The sequence below is a fragment of the Yaniella sp. genome, from assembly GCF_030453185.1.
Classification (GTDB): Bacteria; Actinomycetota; Actinomycetes; order Actinomycetales; family Micrococcaceae; genus Yaniella.
This window is the reverse complement of sequence record NZ_JAKDKW010000047.1, coordinates 1-18,736: the sequence shown is the minus strand read 5'-3', so window position 1 is coordinate 18,736 and position 18,736 is coordinate 1. Positions and strand designations below refer to the sequence as shown.

Below are 18,736 nucleotides of genomic sequence, written 5' to 3'. Positions count from 1 at the left end.
CGACGTCAGACAAACCCACAGCAGACAACGCCTCAAACGCGTTACCAAACAGGGTAAGCCCCGCCCCGTCAGCCCCCGGGTGTTCGCGCTGTTCGTACACGGTGACCTCGTGACCATCACGCTGCAAACTACAGGCCGATACAAGACCGGCGATACCGGCGCCAATCACTGCAATACGCACTGGCCCTAGCCTTTCTGAAGATTACTGCGAGTCTATTCGTTACATCAACAAGGTAAGCAAACCGCCTACGAGCATGGCCGGACCGAAGGCGATGCGCGTGTTTTTCTTCGCCCCTTTGAACACAACCAGATAAACGGCCTGGAGCCCGCCCACCAGGAACGCCAGTACGAAACCTGCAATGACTGCTTCCCAACCAATGAAGCCGGTATACAGTCCTAATCCAGCCGCTAATTTCACGTCTCCCATGCCAAGTCCGGCACGCGTTAGCAAATGCAGCACGAACATCACTAGCAGGTAGGCGGCCGAGCCACCCAGGATCATGAGCCACCGGTTAGAAAATACTGAATCATCGGGGGCTGTCAAAGTCGTGGCAAGCAATAGGCACGCCCCACCGATGAACAGCAGCCCGGTCCAACGGTTGGGTAACCGATGTTCTCGAACGTCAATGACAAACAGGACGGTTGAACACACGAGAAACCAGAGCAGCGCACAACTCAGCAGAAGCATCGCTAAAGGCGAGGCGGCAGAGGATGCGAAGTGTTCGGTTAGCAGCTGAGTCACGCAAGACACATTAGCGAATCACACGCTCTGGAGTTCAGTGTGTCGCAGCTAGCTGTGGAGAATCGAGCTGTTAGGAGCCGTAGCGTCGATTACGAGTGGCGTAATCGCGAAGTGCACGGATGAAGTCCACCCGGCGGAATGCAGGCCAGAGTGCTTCGCAAAAGTAGAACTCTGAATACGCCGACTGCCACATCAAGAATCCCGACAACCGCTGCTCACCCGATGTGCGGATCACTAGATCCGGGTCGGGCTGACCACGAGTGTAGAGACGGTCAGAAATGGCATCAACGTCGAGGGTTTCGATGGCTTGATCTAACGTGTAACCAAGCTCGGATGTATCTGTCAGGAAAGATTTTGCGGCGTCGACAATTTCCTCACGGCCACCATAACCGATGGCCACGTTCACATGGAGGCCAGTATTATGCCGTGTGGAGTCTGCGGTTTCGTTCAGCAGATCGGCCAGTGCCTCGGGAAGGATACGCTGATCGCCCACGGGATGGACTTTGAGCTGCGTACCATCATTCAAACCGGAACCTAGCTGACGCAGGGTCTGAGCAATGATCCGTATCAGCGGTTCGAGCTCAGCTTTATCCCGGTTGAGGTTTTGCGTCGAAAGCATATACAAGGTGACCACAGGAATGTTGAATTCTGCAACCCAGTGCAAGAATTCGTGGATCTTTTCGGCACCCACTTGATGCCCGTATGCGGTGGAGGCGCCAGTTTGTTTAGCCCAGCGTCGATTGCCGTCTAGCACTACACCGATATGTCCTGGTAGTTGGGCTTTCGTGAGGCTGCGTGCTAGTCGACGTTCGTAATACCGATAGACGACGTCAGGGACTCGCAGTGCGCCGAATACAGATGTGGCCATGCGCTACCGTACCTAGTCGTTGCGTCCGGAATCGGGCTCTTTGGCTTCCAGCATTGGCATGTCTAGGTAGCCGGGGTACTTCCTGCGTAAGAGGTCACTCTGACTTTGCGCAAGGTCGTCAATCTCAGAACGTTCACGTTCTTCGTCTTCCAAGTGCGGTTGATTGCGTTCTACTAGCATGTCTTCGGCTGTGGTGGAACGCAGTTTGACGCGACGAATCTGTCGGATCATGATGCGGAAGACTACGATCGCCGCCAACACGAACGCAAACGTTGCCAGGAATCCCAAGATGCCGGGCGTGACGTCTTCATCGCGGAGCCCTTCACGTAGGGTCGGATCTTGGACGCCGGTTATGACCGCGGTGGGTAAAATCGTGTAGAACATGGTGGCCTTAGTCTAGCGGTGTGTCTCGTAGCCCGGCGAATAAATCATCTTCGGGCTTGCTCGTCTCAACCTTGGAATCAATGAGTACGTAGTCTTCCCAAGGCCAATGCTTGCGCAAGAGTTCATTTGGCGTAAAGAAAAACCCGCCATGGGTATCCACCTGCGAACGGTGGGCGCGCAAAGCCGCGTCACGATATTCCAGAAACGCATCGGTTTTAATCTGGGTGGTGACTTCGTGATGGGTCAGACGCCAAGCGTCCGGATCCTCTTCGCCTGCAGCAACCCGGTCATACCAATCCAAGCGGTCCGCATACGGGGAGTCCATTTCGCTTTCCAACATCGCGTTGTGAATGGCTCGGATCTTTTCCGGGTTGAATGCCCGATCGTAGTAGAGCTTAGATATTTCCCACGGTTCACCGGTGCCAGGATAGGCATCCGGATCACCAGATTTCTCATAGGCCTCGATAGAAATAGCATGGGTACGCAGGTGATCAGGGTGTGGGTAGCCACCGATTTCGTCGTAGGTCACCAAAACATGAGGTTTGAACTCGCGAATCACGCGCATCAGTGGTGCCGTCGCATCTTCCAGGGGTATGGAAGCAAAGGACCCAGGAGCAAGCAGATCCATAGGATCCCCTGACGGAAACCCTGAGTCGCGGAATCCCAACCACCGATGCTCAATGTTCAAAATCCGTGCGGCCTCGGCCATCTCATGAAATCGGACGGCTGTAATGTCACGCTCAACACGAACTGGTTCACCGTAATACGGGTTGTTGAGGTCCCCCATCGCGCCATCGGTGGCAGTGGCCACCATGACACGTGCCCCTGCGTGAACGTAGGCGGCCATCGTAGCTGCACCTTTTGAGGCTTCATCATCAGGATGGGCGTGAACGGCCAATAACCGCAGCCCCGTAGAATCAGGTAGACCTGAGTCGGTGACAGCTGGCAGCTGTGGATTAGACGACATGGCGTGGACTCCTTGCATGCTAAGTTCTGGGGCTTACGGCGTACAGAATTCGGACGGCGGCGCGGGCTGTATTAGGCTGTAACTCGATATGAATGCCATCTCGAATCAGGCAGCGTCTGCCGACAACAGTGTAGCTACCCGATATGGTGGCACCAAAAAGTCTCGCGTCTCGAAAAAAACCGGACGTATCATTGCTATTATTGCCCTTCTTGCGGCCGTAGTGGTGACCTTTTGGTTCGCTTTTTCTGGCAGCTCAAGTATGTTGGCTTATAAGAGTGTTGGCTACCAGATTCATGATGACACTTCTGCCTGGGTAGAGTTCGAAGTCACCAAGGAACCAGAAAAAACCGTGGCATGTGCCGTCCGCATCCTCTCAGATAATGCAGCGGTTGCCGGGTATCGAACCGTCGTCATAGGTCCAGAAGATGACACTGACCAGGCTGGTAGAGACTTAACGAAATATTATGACGCCGATATTCGTACCGATCAGTTGGGTTCATCCGGTGAGGTTGAAAACTGCTGGTACGTCGAGGACGAAGATGCCCCGAACCTGACAAACCTCCGAGACTACTAGCCTGTGAACGCATAGTGCAGAGCTTGAACTCTTGCTATTGACGATCTGTTCGGTGCTATGATGAGCACCGGTATATTCCAGAACTGTCGCCCCGTTTGCACATACTTGGTGCCACGGGGCTTTTAGTTTGATGAATGAGAAAGTAAGGAGGCCGGAATGGCCACAACCAACGGCACACCATGGCTGACGCAAGCAGCCTATGACCGGTTGAAAAATGAGCTCGACCAAATTTCCGGTCCATACCGTCAAGAAATCGTGGACCGTATCGAGGCGGCTCGTGACGAAGGCGACCTGCGTGAAAACGCCGGATACCACGCTGCTCGTGAAGAGCAGTCCAAAAATGAAGGTCGTATCCAGGAGCTCAAAGCGTTGCTAGAAAACGCCGAAGTTGGCGAATCAGCAGTCGATGATGGCATCGTCAAACCTGGCATGCTCATCGAATGCAAGCTTGCGGGCAACGATATGAAGTTCGTCCTTGGTTCTCGCGAAATCGCCGGTGACGGCAACACCGAAGTCTACTCCGTTGCTTCACCATTGGGCGCGGCAATCGAGGGCCACAAGGCCGGCGATACGGTGAGCTATAAGGCGCCGAATGGCAATGAAATCCAGGTAGAGCTGGTGTCCGTCACCCCGTATGACGCCTAATTCTTGGACGCTCTCGTGTAAGCGCGTCGATTAGATAACATCGCGTAAAGGTGGTCTTTCCTTAATTGGGAGGCCACCTTTAGCGGCTTAAAACCCTGTTTTGGTGTTAGCCTGGTGTTGTGTTGAACATCGAAAAATTTATGCTGCTCACCGTCCCCCACCGTTCAGTTCTGACCGGGGTTGAGTCGTTGTTCGTCAAAGCACGGACGGCACTGACCCTCTTGGAATTTGAACGCTCCGAAACCCTATCTTTTGCTCCGGCGGATGCCACTAAAGCTTGGGATTATGGAAATCCCCTGATCAAGGTGGATGAAGCGCGTACCCCAGATGCTGTGGGGCTCAATGGCGCCTTCCAGAAGCTCAGCAAGTTCCACGACAAGCGGGTCTCCGCCGCACTCGGAAACAAGAAACTCGATCCTGCCGAGGGCCTACTCGAGGAGTTTGCGCGTCAGGGCATACTCACCAAAGATGCCAAGAACTACGATTTGGTAGCCACCGACGCGCTCGACACTGTTCTTGATGATCTCGGCTTAGCACTGCGAGGGCAACGCTCCGTCGCAAAACAGGACCGCATCCTGCTGGAAGTTATCGAGGCGATCAACGCTACAAAACTCCTCTTGGGTTCTGTACAACCGAGTTGGTCCATGCAACAGTTCAGCGAACAGATCCACCAGACACCATCGGGACACCCTGTGGTGTCGCAACTCGTGCGTGACACCTCGTCGATGACGGGTCTGATGGAGCAGTCCAAATTGGTTGCACTGTCCGAGAAGTCGCCAGCCTAGAGCTGTACTGTGGGGTCGTAGTCGGCTTCGCGCAGTGCTTCAAGCACCTGCTCGGAGTGGCCTCTCCCACGGATCTCCATGTCGATAGCAATGTGGACTCCACCCATGGTGAGTCCTGCCCCCACACGTGAGTGATCTACACGCGTCACATTCGCATCGTTTTCCGCGATGATACGTGAAATGTTCTGTAGTTCACCCGGACGATCACGCAGCGCGATCTTGACGGTGAGGAATCGGCCAGCGGAGCTCAAACCGACCTGGATGACCTTGAGCATGAGCATCGGATCAATATTTCCACCCGATAGGACAGCCACGGTGGAATCCGTTTCAATGCCGAGTTCTTGCAACTTGCCGTTCATCAATGCAGCGACGGGGGCGGCACCTGCGGGTTCTACCACCATCTTTGAACGTTCTAGTAAGAATACGATGGCTGCTGCGATTTCGTCGTCGGTTACGGTGACGACCTCATCGCATAGCTCTTGGATGATCTCAAATGGTACCTCGCCCGGCCTACCGACCGCGATGCCATCGGCGATGGTTGCCACGTTGTCGAGCGACACGGGCTTGCCTGCTACCAACGACGGCGGGTAGGCCGCGGCTTTTTCTGCCTGCACACCGATCACATTGATGTGACGGCCCTGCTGACGCGCGTGCTCTTTGATGGCAATCGCTGTTCCGGCCAGTAGGCCTCCACCACCAATACTCAGGAGCACGGTATCGACGTCCGGCTGTTGCTCTACGATTTCTAGTCCAACGGTCCCCTGGCCGGCAACAATCTGGGGGTTATCAAACGGATGAATAAAGGTGGCACCGGTTTCTTCGGCGTACCGTGCCGCTAGCTCCAGGGCTTCGTCTACATTATTGCCTGCTAGGACCACCGTGGCACCGTGGTCTCGGGTTGCCTGAACTTTCGGCAGGGCTGCGCCTAACGGCATGTAGATACGTGCCTCGATACCTAGTTTAGAGGCAGCCAGAGCAACACCCTGGGCATGGTTTCCAGCAGAGGCAGCAACCACACCTTTGGCTTTTTGCTCATCTGTCAGAGAAGACATATGTACGTAGGCGCCACGTACTTTGAAAGATCCAGCGCGCTGGAGGTTCTCGCATTTGAGGTGAACCGTTGAACCGGCAATTCTGCCCAGTGCACGTGAATGGTCCATTGAGGTTGCTCGGATGACATCTTTGAGAGTTTCGCGGGCTGCCTCGATATCTTCGTATCGAACGTTTGGGAATCCGGTTTCACGAGTTTGCAATTATTTCTCCTGCACAACAATATTCGTCTACGATCACGCTACCGGTCGGCTGGTGATCAGGAATGCTTTATGGCGACTGTGTCGTCGGTGGGTCGGTCAGGTCGACGGGACCGGAGTCGGGATCCTTCAGCCAGGGTTTCCGGGATAGGTATTTTACGAACTCGTTGATGAATGCCATAACCGGTACTGCAAAGACCGCACCGATCAGCCCCATAGTTGCGGTACCGGCAGCGACGGCTAAGAATACGGCAAGCGGGTGTAGGTTGACCGCCTTGCCCATGACCAGGGGTTGTAGAACATTGGACTCCAGCTGTTGGACGCCGAGTACTACTGCCAGCATAAGCAGTGCGTTGCCCCAGTCATTGGCTACTAGTGCCAACAGTACAGCGACCGCACCGGTGAGTACCGCACCGACAATGGGGATGAATGATCCAAGAAAGACTAATACGCCCAGTGGCATGGCCAAGGGCACGCCGAGTAACCATGCCCCCAGTCCGATGCCTAAGGCATCTACAAATGCCACGAATATCTGGACTCGAACATAGGAGCCTAGCGCCCCCCACCCGGCGTATCCTGCGCCATCAACTGCTCTGCGGTGATGTTTTGGAACAAAGTTAAGTAAGAAGCTCCAGATTCTTGGACCGTCTTTGAGGAAAAAAATCAACGAGAACACGGCCATAGCGAAGCCTGCCAGGATGTTTGTTGCGGTAGACCCGAATCCTAGAGCTCCCGAAACAATAGCGCCCGAGTTCTCCTGCACGGTTTGTCCTAGATCTGACAGCAGCTCTTGGTAATCCAGAGCCTCAAACGACAGGCCCCACGATTCAATCAAAGCAATAAAGTCTCGAACTCCCGCTGCAACGGAAACCTGGATGGTGGCGAATCCAACTGCCATTTGTTGGCCGGCTAGCGTCAGTAAGGCGGCGACTACCGTGATCAAGGCTGCCGTCAGTAGCAACGAAGAGAGGACCGCCGGAACTTTGAGCTTGAGAAAGAACCTGTGCGCTGGTTGCAACAGTGTAGCCAGCAATGCTGCAACGAGGACCGGGATGATCAACAGCGAGATATGAGACAACAGCCAGATAGCCACCGCACTCATGATGATGATCAGCAGCATCCGCCAGGACCATGCAGCAGCGACGACCACGCCATAGGGCAAATCTGCCGCGAGCTTTTCTTGAACACGCGCTGACAGTGAAGTCTTGGGCTTAGTGGCCTCAGATGCTGGCTGGTCAGCCGATGAGGTTGGTGGGGTGGTCAAGCAATCTCCTTCTATCCAGCTACTGTCGAGGGCCATCCTCGAGCTCTCGACGAAAAGCTATATTCTCTCAGAATACAACGGTGGCCGGTCCACGAGGGAACCGGCCACCGTTGTCAGATAGAACTGTGCAAACGCGAGGGTCACTTAGTCCTGGTTAAAGATTGCCAAGATGCGCAGGATCTCAATGTACAACCAGATCATGGTTGCAGCCAGACCAAAGGCAGCAGTCCAGGAGTAACGCTCTGGTACGCCTGCACGCACGCCCTCTTCAATCGAAGTGAAGTCCATGACCAAAGAGTACGAGGCCATGACAACGGCCAGCAGGCCGATGACGATGCCAAGCCAACCGGAACGCAGACCGAACATGCCATCGATAGCGCCGGTAATCATCAGTACGAAGTTCAGCAGGCTAAAGACCAGGTAGGAAACCATGGCAATCATGAAGATACGGTTCATCTTCGGGGTGGCGCGAACCTTCCCCGAGCGGAAGAGTGCCAGCACCACAGCGAATACTGAAAGCGTTGCAAGAACGGCTTGGAAAACAATGCCGGGCCACTGCAGTTCGAACAGCGCGGAAATTCCCCCGAGGAAAACACCCTGTGCAACCGCATAGATGGAAATCATGACTGGTGAGGGCTCTCGCTTGAACGCGTTGATCAGTCCGAAGACGAAACCAACTGCGAGCGCGATGAAGTAGATACCAGCGTTATTGACTGGGTTAGCGAACGTCCAGCCGAAAACTGCACCTGCCACGATCATCAAGAAGACGAGGCTTGTACGGTTGATCACTGAGCCAAAGGTCATACGACCTGTGTCGGCTGCGGTAGCCGAGGGCTGCTGGTACATCTGGGACAGCTGGTCCGAACTCATGGTGTTTGCAGGGCTGGCCTGCGATGGATGACCAGCGGCCGGCTGACCTGCTGCGCCGTATGGCTGCTGCCGGTAGCCCTGTGCCTGCTGATAGCCGGCGTGCTGCTCTTGCTTGGCCTGCTGAACAGGGCCTTGAAAAGCCTTTGAACGGAATACGGGGTTGGGCATGCCCATCCTTTCTCGACAATCCCACCGACTAGATGTTCAGCGGGCATATCACAATCTTTCCCTAGCCTAATGGGACAACCTGGGCATTGCACACCAATGCGTCGTGATTTTGCGAAGAATTCACCCTGCAAGTCACTATTTATATGGTGTATGAAACCCGTAAGCTGATGGCGTGACTGTTCGTCTCCTTGCGTGCGAGTTGCAGACCAGCACGCTGGAGACCTCTACAGCACATTTGCCAGGCATTCATCGTCTCGAAGGAACACCTTGACTCAGCACAGCAGCGGCCCGGAACGGAAGTCAAAATTCCCACAATATATAGGGCCCATTATCATTTTAGTCCTGGCAATCCTTGGCGCGGTCTACGGGGTTCTGTGGTCGCATTCGTATAACGCGCCCGACTGCTGCCCAGTCCCCGAAGAATCCCCAGTGCAAACAACGAGCCTGCATGAAAAAACAGGGTCTCACGTGAGCGCTTAGCTGCTGTGAGACCCTGTATACGTGCTAGAAGCTACTTGCTGTAGTCGTAGAATCCTTTACCGCTCTTACGACCCAGATTGCCTTCATCTACGAGTTTGGCCAGAACGGGGCTAACTTCTTTGACGAGGTCATCGTTGGGTTCAGCTGCAGCAAGCGATTGGATTCCGTAGTTGATATCCACGCCCACCAGATCCATGAGAGTAAATGGTCCCATTGGGTGACTCAGACCCTCTTTGACTGCGGTATCAATGTCTTCAATCGAAGCGTAGCCTTCGTCGTAGAGATGCAACGCTTCGCCAACGATGGCCATCAAAATACGGTTAACGATGAAACCGAAAATCTCTTTCTCAACCACTACCGGAGATTTGCCCAGGGCTTTAGCCAATTCCATGGAACGATTCATGATGTCCTTGCTCGTGTGCTCTCCCCCGACGACTTCAACCAGGGTCATCTGCAGGACCGGATTGAAGAAGTGCACATTGCACACTCGCTCGGGGTGCTTCAGACCCTGAGCCAGCTTCGATGAAACAATCGACGACGAGTTGGAGGCCAGTACGGTCTCCGGTGAAGCGACAGCGTCAAGTTCTGCGAAGAGCTGTTGCTTGATCTCGAGATCTTCAACGATCGCTTCGATCACAAAAGAAGAGTTTTGCACTGCGTGATCGCGATCGGTCGTGAACTCGAGATTCTGAAAACCGGCGTCGACGGCTTCTTCGCTCATACGCTGACGTTCAATCAAACGAGTGGTGGACTTCTTGAGCTGTTCGCGTGCGGTATCGAGAACGCGTTCCTCGACGTCCACCAGGTAAGTGTGAAAACCACTCATCGCTGTGACGAAGGCTATTTCGCGACCCATCGTTCCGCCGCCGATAACCGTGATTGCGGATTCTTTCATATGGCTTTTCCTTCTTTCGCTATCAATTCTTCGAGCATCATTCTACGAACCGACTCTTGATGCAACACTTCAAAAACTGAGCGTTGTCTGACAAACAGGCCGAACAATACGGTCACTCACCGACGGATTTGTGCTGGAGCAAGAGTGCTTTGCGATCTTCGGGGATGGGCGCAGGTCGGCCATCCGATCCCACATAAATATATACAACCCGTGATTCTGCGCTGAGGTGGCCCGATTGGAACGCTTGTTCATGCAGGCTAAACGAACTGTTACCAATGCGCTCCACCTCAATGGTGACTTCCACGTCCGGCGCCAACACGAGTTCGCGATGAAATGTGACGGTGTATTCCTTGATCATCAATGGCGCCAGGAGAACTGCCTGTGGATCTTGAAAAGCATCGAGGAGTTCTTGTCTGGCCTGCTGGAACCATGCTGGTAAAACAGTGTTGTGAATATGTCCGACCGGGCCGAGGTCATCAATTCTTGGCCGAATAGTTGCCGTGAGCAAAGTGGCTCCTTCTGTGGGTAGTCAGTGATCCATGAAACCAACTACGACCCAAAATTACTAGTCGCGATCCTCGAACGAACATATTCTAAAGTATTCCCTACATTGGGAACTACCTTCAGTCTGACCAAGATCTGCGCGTTTGCCGCTCCGTTACGATGGGGAGCGAACTATCATCCGAAAGAAGAGGTCAGCGTGGAAACGGAAGCAACTGGGCCCACCATGGCTCACGTAGAAATCTCTCAAACGCTACGCCGTTGGACAGCAGACAATGCCCAAAGCGTTGACGCCGGTGACATAGCTGCACGCGACGCGCTTCCCCAGCTTGCCGCTGAGTCACTTATCCATCTCGGGGCGCCAAGGAACAAATGTGGCGGGCTGGTACAACAAGCTGCTGTTATGGAAGCCCTGGCCCGATATTCACTGAGTGTCCCATTTGGTCTATGGGGTCATCGCATGGCGATCGAATTCTTAGAACTCTCTGGTGGCAGCTATGCACAGTCTGTGCTTCCCGCTTTACGTGCCGGCACCACACCGGGCGCGTCAGCAATGGCTCCGGGATATAAATCGCTTGCAGGAGCTGGGAACCTCGACCTACGGCTGTCCCAGGCTGATGACGGCACGTTACACCTATCGGGTCGCATCGGTTGGGCGTCTAATCTGTATGCCGACGCCATAGCGGTTGCACCAGCCTATGGTCCGGACACAACCGAGCATAACGGCGCGCAGGGTGGGGTCGTGGTCGCGTTTCCACTGGATGCACCGGGCGTGCAGATTGGTCCACAACTCGAGATTCTGGCCATGCGCGGCACCGCCTCCACCTATGTGACACTTCACGATGTCAAAATCAGACCAGACCAGATACTGACTAGCGACTTCTCAACCTTTTTGAAACAGACTCGGCCCACGCTGAGTATTTTGCAGGCCAGCTTGTGCTTAGGGTTAGCCACTGCAGCCCACGAACAGGCTCTGCACAATGCAACAGGCTTCAACAAGGTCTTGCTCGCTGAAATTCAAGAACACGGCGAGCAGCTAGCCATGACGAAACAGCAGCTGATACAGCTTGCGTCACGCGTTGGTACAGATCAGCCGCCCAATCCGCGTGATGTCTTAGCACTACGACTGAAAGCCGGCCAATTAGCCGGACAGCTATCGACGTTAGAATTGAAGACCGCCGGCGGCACGGGATTCATCAAGACTTCAGACACAAATCGTCGATACCGGGAAGCAACGTTCATCCCCTTACAAGCGCCATCTGAAACACAGCTTCGGTGGGAATTAGCTCGGGCATGACAAAGCCCCTTCGTCACAAGAATTTTGGGACGAAGGGGCTTTGGGTGTTCGTGCCTCCGATGGGACTCGAACCCATAACACAGCGATTTTAAGTCGCTTGCCTCTACCTATTGGGCCACGGAGGCTAAATCGAACATTTCGAGTTTAGCGCATTTCCTGTCGTGGAGCACAAAATCCGAATCGTTCGGTCCGAACGCGCGTCGCGGTCCACCAATTGTTCAGTGGACCGCGATGCTCGTGTCAGCTAATGCTTAGGCATCTTGCGATGCTTTGGCTTCCAAGCTGCTTGGAATACGCTCGAGACCTGCTGCTTCACGGAAAGCATTATGCGGGGTTTCAAGTTCTTTCAGCTGGGTAGTGTCTTTGCCCCAGATGAGCTCATTGATCCAGCCACCCAGGACGCGTGAGCTGCGCTCAAAGGTTGGTAGTGCGTAGTTGTGGTAAACGCGGTGCCCAAGCCACGCGGCAACACCGGAAAGTTCAATGCCCAGTGGGTTACCAACACCTTTACCAACACCCATACCGGCAACTGTGCCGAGGGACTTGTGGTAGTACTCTTCAACGGCCCCTTCGCCGAAACGCACGGCCATGAGGTTGTCCGCCAGGCGGGTCGCCTGACGACCGGCGTGTTGCGCATTCGGTACGCAGAAGCCACCTGGACCGTCACCGGTCAGGTCTGGGACGGCTGCAACGTCGCCACAGGCCCATGCGCCTTCGGCCACGCCACCTTCACCGTCAGACACCTGCAGGGTTGGGGTCACTTCAATGCGGCCGCGATCCTCTACCGGGAAGTCGGTGGAACGGGCCAATTTGTTAGCTGCAACACCAGCGGTCCACACTAGAGTGTCAGCGTAGAAGGAGCCAGCATCGGACTGGTCCGACATGTTGACCAGTTTCATGTGGTTATCAACGGCTGAAGACAGCGAGGTGTTCAGCAGGACTTCAATACCGCGTGAACGGAATTCCTCGACCACCGATTCAGCCTGCTCTTCGGTGACCTCAGGCATGATGCGTCCCATGGCTTCGATGAGCACGATGCGTGCATCAGACTGTGCCAGACGCGGGTTCTTCGAAATCGCGGTGCGCACTAGGTCTTCAATTTCACCGATGAGCTCTGCACCGGCGAAGCCACCACCGACCACAACAAAGGTCAGCGCGCGACGACGCTGGTCAGCATCGGTCATCAGGGCTGCGGATTCGATGCGTTCCAAGATTTGGCTGCGCAGGTACACGGCTTCTTCAATGCGTTTGAGACCGATACCGGCTTCGCCAAGGCCTTCGATTGGGAAGACACGTGAATCGGCACCTGCGGTGACGATCACATCCTGGTACGGCAATTCGAAAGTGACGCCTTCTGGTCCTTCGATAATTGCTGTTTTTTGGGCGTGCTGAATTTCAACGACCTTGCCCTGGATAACTTCCGACTGGCGCAGGTGGCTGCGCAGGTCAACGAGTGCGTGACGGCCCTCGATGGAACCACCAACAACTTCTGGCAGGAAGGGCTGGTAGGTCAGGTAGGAGTTTGGATCGACCACGGTGACGATGCCGCCGCGATCGCGAATCTTCTTCTGGAGGCGCTTAGCGACGTTGTAACCGCCGTAACCACCGCCAACAATGAGGACGCGAGGTTTTGGAGATAGATGTGGAGTAATAGCCATGGGCACCACCTTAGTAGGGTCGGATCAAGTTTGTGAAGTTTTTATCAAAGTCACGAGTCGGTCTGTTGACCAGTTCGTTTCCGACGGAAAAATATAACGGCCACAATGGCAGCCAGAAACAGGACGCCAAACCCAATCACAACGATTGGCTGCACAATATTGGTGTCTTCTGGCTGATCTGAAGCGACCGGTGGTTCGCTCGGGTACTCGACCGGTCCAGCGACTTCCCTGTCCTCATCAGTGCCACTGGTGTCTTCAACTTCGCCGCGCCGGTGCATCGTGATCCACTCCTGGATGGACCCCATCGGATTGGCATTGGTCTGTTCGACGTCCGCGGTCAGCGCCGCGTGGGCATCGACGATACCGCGACCGTAAAGCTTGTCCTGACCTGCATCACCGGTATCTTCGGCGGTTTCCAGGATGCGGTTGATGACCTGATGGGCGGGCATATCGGGGTTTTCTGACCGGATCATTGCGGCAAGACCAGAAACAAGAGGGGCGGCACCCGAGGTCCCCGACCATTCGGCGTACTCATCACCTGGAACAGCACCAATCAGCGGATCTGCAGGCGCGGCGACACCAATGGTAATACCCTGGGTGGAGGCATCCCAGGACGCGCTGCCGTCTTCTTCCAGACCCGCAACGGTGAGCACACCTGGAATGGTGGCCGGCGCACCGACCACTTCAGAACCAGAGGCGCGGTTACCGGCAGCAACTACCACAACGACATCGTTTTGTTCAGCGTGCAGGAAGGCATCGTCCCAGGATTCCGGCCAGTCTTGTTCTGTTGAAGCCAGGGAAATATTGATGACGTCGACTCCTTGGTCAACCAGCCAGGTCACGCCGTCGGCAATTTGTTCGTCGACCGAGGGAACGCCTTGCACGGTGTCATCCAGCAAGACCGAAACAGAAAGCAATTCGACTTCTGGTGCGGTACCTAAAATCCCATCGGTGCCGTATTCATCAATGGGGGCAACTTCCTCTGGTTCCTCAGATGCTTCATCATCTGAGTCGTCGTCGGAATCTTCGTCCTCGGAGTCGTCTTCATCTTCAGTTTCGGGTGGATCACCGTGGCCGTGTCCAGCAATCAACGACGCGACCATGGTCCCATGATTAGGATCCGGGCCCATGGACGTGGTGCCGTCGGTTTCTCCGGTACCGGACGCATCATAACCACCAACAACCTGCCCAGAGAGGTCTTGATGCGAATCATCAATACCGGTGTCTATCACGCCGACGGTAACGTCCTCGCCGCGGGAAGTCTCCCACGCGGTGGTGAAACCATAGTCGTCCAACCAGTACTGTTCATCTCGCCAGGAATCCGCAACCGCGGGTGTTGCAAATAACACGGTCAGCGCAATACCGGTGAACCCGGCAAGTGCCTTTTTGTACATCGTTACCTCAGAAGTGACAGGGCAATGCCGTCCAGGATGTCTTTCTCACTGGTGATGGCCGTTGTCACGGTGTTGTTCGTGGCTGTGCGGATGTGGTCCAGCAGTTGGGCCCAGATGACGGCTCCGGCGCCGATTACATCGATGCGACCTTCATGCATGAACCCGTACCGACTGCGCTCGGTGGTGGTTTCACCGGTCAGTTTTTGAGAGATTTCGGTCAACTGTTCAATATCGATTTCTGCACCGTGAATCGCTACAGGATCATAAGTATCAAGGCCCAGCGCTGCCGCGGTAATGGTGGTGATCGTACCCGCCACGCCAACGACGGCATCTAAGTTTGTGAAATCGAATTCATCCGGATCCAGTTCGGCCAGTCGTTGTACAAGATCGTTCTGGGCCGCCGTGATCTGTTGTTGCGTTGGCGGGTCGTCGAATTGGTAGCGTTCATGGAAACGCACACAGCCAACATCCATCGAGGTTTGCGCCATTATATGCGCGGTGCCATCGGTAGGGTCGATGGTTCCCAGCACAATTTCGGTGGATCCCCCGCCCAGGTCTACCACCGCTACACGGACGGGGCGGTCCCAGCGCGAGGTGCCCAGCGCGGATACCGCACCGGAGAAGGTTAGTTGGGCCTCAACTTCGCCACTGACGACTTCGGGGGTCGCATGGAGTCGTTGGCGGATGCCAGAGACGAATTCATCCCGGTTTGAGACATCGCGGGATGCCGACGTCGCGATGAAACGTGTTGGGTGTGCGCCGTGGCGGGTGATTTCACGAGCATAGTCATCTACGGCAGCAAAAGTCCGTTGCAGTGCCTCCGGTGCGAACTCGCCTGTTTCATCAACACCTTGGCCAAGGCGCACGATACGCATATCCCGGTGTAATTCTTGGACACCGTCCTCGGTTTCGCGTGCGATGAGCAAGCGCACCGAATTTGTACCGGCGTCAATGGCCGCAACAGGTCCCGTTCCGGCATCGTCATATTGCATCGGATTGGTCTTACCTGCCCGACGCAGACGACGCGTGTGCCGCGAGAGGTCTTTCTGTGGGGCGTCACCTTCGGTATTCCAAGCACCGTCGCAGCGGCAAACCGTCGGATCAAATTCTTCACGCATCATGGCTAGAGCTTCGTCACCCAGCGGGTTGGCTCCCGGTCCCTCCGCCAGTGCATGGCCAACCAGCACGTGCACACATTTGACGCGTTCGGGCATCCCACCGGCCGTGACTCCGGCAATTTCAGGGACGGGTCCAACGCCGGCTGATTCACCGATGCGGGCGCGAGCCGATAAGTACTGTTCGTGGGCGGCACGGTAGGCCTCGGCCAGCTCTGCGTCGCTTGCCAGTCGTTGCGTCATATCGTCCATAACCCCGGCGTTCTCCAACCGAGAAGCAGCTGCGGTGGCATGCGGGTGAGACAGATAAAACGTGGTGGGAAAAGGTATCCCGTTACTGAGTCTCGGTGCGGTCGTAGCCACCAGTGGGTTACCGCAAACACAGCGGGCACCGATTTCGGCGACGTCACGGACGGGGCGCCCCAGTTGCCGGGAGAGGGTGTCAAGATCTTGGGCGGTTGGTTGCTTCTGGTTGGTCACGTGCTTCCTTTATTCCTGACCGGATGACAGTACTGAACCCCAGAGTCGGTCGGCCCAGCCCATTTCAACGTCTTCATCGAGCGGAGCAACCCCGGGTTCGGACTCCGCTAATCTATCTTCTTGTTCATCATCGAGTACCAGGTACTTCCGCTCTCCCGGCATCACCATGTTAAAGCGTTCTCTGGCCTGCTGTTGCACGAACGCGGGATCTTCCCAGCGCTTCAGCTCGGTTTCGAGCTCCTGCTGGCGGTCCGTTTCATGTTTCAACTGCTGCTGAGCGTGCGTGATATCGGCCTGCTGCTCTAATAACAGTTGCAGTGGTTGGGCCATGATTAACGCGGCAATAAACAAGACAGCGAGCAGAGCGACGGCGCGTCCCGAAAATTGGCGGGCTGGTTCGGGGTCATCGTCGAACGATGCAGCTCGATCTGCTCGATCCCAAATATCGTCATCGATCCGCTTGGCTTTGCGCCGTTTCGATTGGGTCTTGGTGGTTTTCGACGAAGCTAACAGCCGTTCGCGCATTTTAGAACGCGGCGCCGGTTGCACTTCCTCGTCAGCCGCAGGTTCTACGGTGCGTTCCCGTTTACCAGATTGCTTCCTTGCCCCACGCTCGGAGGTGATTTTGGTGACGGACGCGGGTGCGTCAATGATGACTGCGTCGTCAGCGGCGTCTTCTTCCGGCGTATGTTGCGTCGGCTTTTCCGGCGGAACATTTTTTGGCATGCGCGGTTTCTTCGGCACCGTATCGTCACCTCCCAGCAGCTGGTTACAGTCTAACTAGTGTAGACGCCACCGGGGCGGATCGGCGGACTCCAACACCGTATGTACTAGGTATTCTCAGTCAGCGTTCAGAATTGCTATGTGCTGTTAACGGACCAACACCGCGGCCGGAGGGTTTTCCAGCCGCGGTGTCGTAATCTGGGCGTCCTAACGAGCGAGCCGCGAGAATACTGCGGCGCCGGCGTAGCGGGCCGTGTCGCCGAGTTCTTCTTCGATGCGCAGCAACTGGTTGTACTTCGCTACACGGTCCGATCGTGCTGGTGCACCTGTTTTAATCTGACCGGCGTTGGTGGCAACGGCCAGGTCTGCAATAAAGGTGTCTTCAGTTTCACCTGAGCGGTGTGAGATGACACAGGCAAACGTATGGGTTTGAGCCAAACGAATCGTTTCGAAGGTTTCGGTCATAGTGCCGATCTGATTGACCTTAACCAGGACCGAGTTACCAGCGGCTTCGTCGATACCGCGCTGCAAACGAGTGACGTTGGTGACGTACAGATCGTCGCCAACCAGCTGAACTTTATCGCCGAGCTTAGCGGTCAATTGTGTCCAGCCGTCCCAGTCCTGCTCATCTAGTGGATCTTCGATGGAGATGATTGCGAAGTCTTCGACTAGCTGCGCGTAGTAGTCAATCATGGCGGCGGCGTCACGCTTTTCACCTTCGAAGGTGTATGCGCCATCGCTATAGAATTCGGAGGAAGCCACGTCGAGACCCAGTGCGATGTCGTCGCCCACGGTGTAACCGGCTTTCTCGATGGCTTCGACGATGACCTCAAGAGCCTGGCGGTTCGAATCAAGCTCGGGTGCGAAGCCCCCCTCGTCACCGAGTCCGGTGCCCAGGCCTTTGGCCTGGAGGACGGCTTTGAGGCTGTGATAAATTTCGGTACCCCAGCGCAGTGCTTCAGCAAATGATGCAGCGCCAACTGGCAGGACCATGAACTCTTGTATATCTACGTTGGTGTCTGCGTGTGCGCCACCGTTGAGAATGTTCATCATCGGCACTGGCAGCACGTGTGCGTTGGCACCACCAAGGTATTTGAATAGTGGCTGGTCAGTTGAGGCTGCGGCAGCATTAGCTACAGCCATGGAGACACCCAGGATGGCATTCGCGCCGAGACTGGATTTATTTTCGGTGCCGTCCAGATCCAACAAGACCTGATCGACGTCGCGCTGCGAGGTGGCATCGATGCCATAGAGCGCATCGGCAACCAGGGTATTCACCGATTCGATTGCCCCCAGGACACCTTTACCCAGGTAGCGGTCTTTGTCGCCATCACGACGCTCTACAGCTTCGAATTCACCGGTCGATGCACCTGATGGAACGGCGGAGCGTCCCAGAGAACCATCGGTGAGCAGCACTTCAACTTCAACGGTTGGGTTGCCGCGCGAGTCCAAAATTTCACGAGCATGAATGGCATCAATAAAAGCCATGAGTGCAATCTCCTTGAAAAAAGTACGGTCACCGTTTGGGTGCCCTCTGACATACAGTCAAACCCTAGTGTATCGACTGCCGACAACCTTGCGGATATTTTGTGAGGATATGGCAGGCGTGCTGCCTCATACCGCCTGCTTTGTTTTCAACATCACACATCAGCTACTCGACAACGAATAGATCTGTA

At 55.3% G+C, this 18,736-nt stretch carries 19 protein-coding genes and 1 tRNA gene; 4 read left to right on the top strand and 16 right to left on the bottom strand.

From position 1 onward, the window contains the following. From L0H14_RS08095 to mca, 5 genes are all read right to left on the bottom strand, one after another. On the bottom strand, positions 1–181 hold a 181-nt coding region (locus tag L0H14_RS08095), incomplete at its 3' end, for an FAD-dependent oxidoreductase (RefSeq protein WP_301421624.1). 39 nt (positions 182–220) lie between these two features. Continuing rightward, the gene (locus L0H14_RS08090; RefSeq protein WP_301417296.1) at positions 221–742 is read right to left on the bottom strand and encodes an A24 family peptidase; all 522 of its coding nucleotides are present in this window, start codon (positions 740–742) and stop codon (positions 221–223) included. A gap of 70 nt (positions 743–812) precedes the next feature. Further along, entirely contained in the window at positions 813–1,586 is a 774-nt protein-coding gene (locus L0H14_RS08085; RefSeq protein ID WP_301417347.1) for an isoprenyl transferase, read from the bottom strand. Between the two features lie 36 nt (positions 1,587–1,622). Beyond that, positions 1,623–1,994 carry a hypothetical protein gene (locus tag L0H14_RS08080; protein ID WP_301417294.1) on the bottom strand — a complete coding sequence of 124 codons (372 nt, stop codon included), beginning with the start codon at positions 1,992–1,994 and terminating at the stop codon, positions 1,623–1,625. Positions 1,995–2,001: 7 nt separating this feature from the next. Then, positions 2,002–2,961, bottom strand: a complete 960-nt coding sequence (gene mca / locus L0H14_RS08075; protein ID WP_301417292.1) for a mycothiol conjugate amidase Mca — start codon at positions 2,959–2,961, stop codon at positions 2,002–2,004. A gap of 88 nt (positions 2,962–3,049) precedes the next feature. Between mca and L0H14_RS08070 the strand changes: the two genes are divergently transcribed. The 3 genes from L0H14_RS08070 (at position 3,050) to L0H14_RS08060 (ending at position 4,965) form a co-directional block, all read left to right on the top strand. Further along, positions 3,050–3,535 carry a DUF4307 domain-containing protein gene (locus tag L0H14_RS08070; RefSeq protein ID WP_301417290.1) on the top strand — a complete coding sequence of 162 codons (486 nt, stop codon included), beginning with the start codon at positions 3,050–3,052 and terminating at the stop codon, positions 3,533–3,535. A 156-nt stretch (positions 3,536–3,691) separates the two neighbouring features. Further along, a complete protein-coding gene (gene greA, locus L0H14_RS08065) occupies positions 3,692–4,180 on the top strand; it encodes a transcription elongation factor GreA (RefSeq protein ID WP_301417288.1) in 489 nt (162 codons plus the stop codon). Positions 4,181–4,302: 122 nt separating this feature from the next. Next, positions 4,303–4,965: a hypothetical protein gene (locus L0H14_RS08060; RefSeq protein WP_301421623.1), complete on the top strand. Its 663-nt coding sequence runs from the start codon at positions 4,303–4,305 to the stop codon at positions 4,963–4,965. On the opposite strand, the gene ilvA is transcribed toward L0H14_RS08060, so the two are convergent. From ilvA to L0H14_RS08035, 5 genes are all read right to left on the bottom strand, one after another. Then, on the bottom strand, positions 4,962–6,218 hold the full coding sequence (ilvA, locus tag L0H14_RS08055) for a threonine ammonia-lyase (protein ID WP_301417284.1): 1,257 nt from the start codon (positions 6,216–6,218) through the stop codon (positions 4,962–4,964). The genes L0H14_RS08060 and ilvA overlap by 4 nt on opposite strands. A 67-nt stretch (positions 6,219–6,285) precedes the next feature. Then, positions 6,286–7,479, bottom strand: coding sequence for an AI-2E family transporter (locus L0H14_RS08050; protein WP_301417282.1), 1,194 nt, complete (start codon positions 7,477–7,479; stop codon positions 6,286–6,288). Between the two features lie 144 nt (positions 7,480–7,623). Further along, positions 7,624–8,517 (bottom strand): Bax inhibitor-1/YccA family protein, encoded by an 894-nt coding sequence (locus L0H14_RS08045; RefSeq protein WP_336621686.1) that lies wholly within the window; start codon positions 8,515–8,517, stop codon positions 7,624–7,626. Positions 8,518–9,028: 511 nt separating this feature from the next. After that, the gene (locus L0H14_RS08040; protein WP_301417278.1) at positions 9,029–9,892 is read right to left on the bottom strand and encodes a 3-hydroxyacyl-CoA dehydrogenase family protein; all 864 of its coding nucleotides are present in this window, start codon (positions 9,890–9,892) and stop codon (positions 9,029–9,031) included. A 112-nt stretch (positions 9,893–10,004) separates the two neighbouring features. Continuing rightward, positions 10,005–10,400 carry a thioesterase family protein gene (locus L0H14_RS08035; protein ID WP_301417276.1) on the bottom strand — a complete coding sequence of 132 codons (396 nt, stop codon included), beginning with the start codon at positions 10,398–10,400 and terminating at the stop codon, positions 10,005–10,007. 192 nt (positions 10,401–10,592) lie between these two features. Here L0H14_RS08035 and L0H14_RS08030 point away from each other — a divergent pair, with 192 nt between their 5' ends. Beyond that, positions 10,593–11,690, top strand: a complete 1,098-nt coding sequence (locus L0H14_RS08030) for an acyl-CoA dehydrogenase family protein (protein ID WP_301417274.1) — start codon at positions 10,593–10,595, stop codon at positions 11,688–11,690. Between the two features lie 51 nt (positions 11,691–11,741). Here L0H14_RS08030 and L0H14_RS08025 read toward each other — a convergent pair. The 6 genes from L0H14_RS08025 to eno all read right to left on the bottom strand — a co-directional run bounded on the left by L0H14_RS08025 (position 11,742) and on the right by eno (position 18,548). Continuing rightward, positions 11,742–11,815, bottom strand: a tRNA-Leu gene (locus L0H14_RS08025). Between the two features lie 126 nt (positions 11,816–11,941). Then, entirely contained in the window at positions 11,942–13,348 is a 1,407-nt protein-coding gene (locus tag L0H14_RS08020) for an NAD(P)/FAD-dependent oxidoreductase (protein ID WP_301417272.1), read from the bottom strand. Positions 13,349–13,398: 50 nt separating this feature from the next. Beyond that, positions 13,399–14,742, bottom strand: a complete 1,344-nt coding sequence (locus L0H14_RS08015) for a S8 family serine peptidase (protein ID WP_301417270.1) — start codon at positions 14,740–14,742, stop codon at positions 13,399–13,401. A gap of 2 nt (positions 14,743–14,744) precedes the next feature. Beyond that, a complete protein-coding gene (locus L0H14_RS12525) occupies positions 14,745–16,337 on the bottom strand; it encodes a DUF501 domain-containing protein (RefSeq protein WP_336621687.1) in 1,593 nt (530 codons plus the stop codon). A gap of 9 nt (positions 16,338–16,346) precedes the next feature. Continuing rightward, complete coding sequence (locus L0H14_RS08000; protein ID WP_301417269.1) at positions 16,347–17,063, bottom strand: septum formation initiator family protein; 717 nt, start codon at positions 17,061–17,063, stop codon at positions 16,347–16,349. A gap of 204 nt (positions 17,064–17,267) precedes the next feature. Continuing rightward, positions 17,268–18,548: a phosphopyruvate hydratase gene (eno, locus tag L0H14_RS07995; protein ID WP_301417267.1), complete on the bottom strand. Its 1,281-nt coding sequence runs from the start codon at positions 18,546–18,548 to the stop codon at positions 17,268–17,270. Positions 18,549–18,736 lie beyond the last annotated feature (188 nt).

Bases quoted from the DNA above. Each gene is read 5' to 3' on its own strand.
- eno (WP_301417267.1), bottom strand. From the start codon at position 18,548: ATGGCTTTTATTGATGCCATTCATGCTCGTGAAATTTTGGACTCGCGC.
- L0H14_RS08070 (WP_301417290.1), top strand. From the start codon at position 3,050: ATGAATGCCATCTCGAATCAGGCAGCGTCTGCCGACAACAGTGTAGCT.
- L0H14_RS08000 (WP_301417269.1), bottom strand. From the start codon at position 17,063: ATGCCAAAAAATGTTCCGCCGGAAAAGCCGACGCAACATACGCCGGAA.
- L0H14_RS08045 (WP_336621686.1), bottom strand. From the start codon at position 8,517: ATGCCCAACCCCGTATTCCGTTCAAAGGCTTTTCAAGGCCCTGTTCAG.
- greA (WP_301417288.1), top strand. From the start codon at position 3,692: ATGGCCACAACCAACGGCACACCATGGCTGACGCAAGCAGCCTATGAC.
- L0H14_RS08015 (WP_301417270.1), bottom strand. From the start codon at position 14,742: ATGTACAAAAAGGCACTTGCCGGGTTCACCGGTATTGCGCTGACCGTG.
- mca (WP_301417292.1), bottom strand. From the start codon at position 2,961: ATGTCGTCTAATCCACAGCTGCCAGCTGTCACCGACTCAGGTCTACCT.
- L0H14_RS08040 (WP_301417278.1), bottom strand. From the start codon at position 9,892: ATGAAAGAATCCGCAATCACGGTTATCGGCGGCGGAACGATGGGTCGC.
- L0H14_RS08080 (WP_301417294.1), bottom strand. From the start codon at position 1,994: ATGTTCTACACGATTTTACCCACCGCGGTCATAACCGGCGTCCAAGAT.
- L0H14_RS08020 (WP_301417272.1), bottom strand. From the start codon at position 13,348: ATGGCTATTACTCCACATCTATCTCCAAAACCTCGCGTCCTCATTGTT.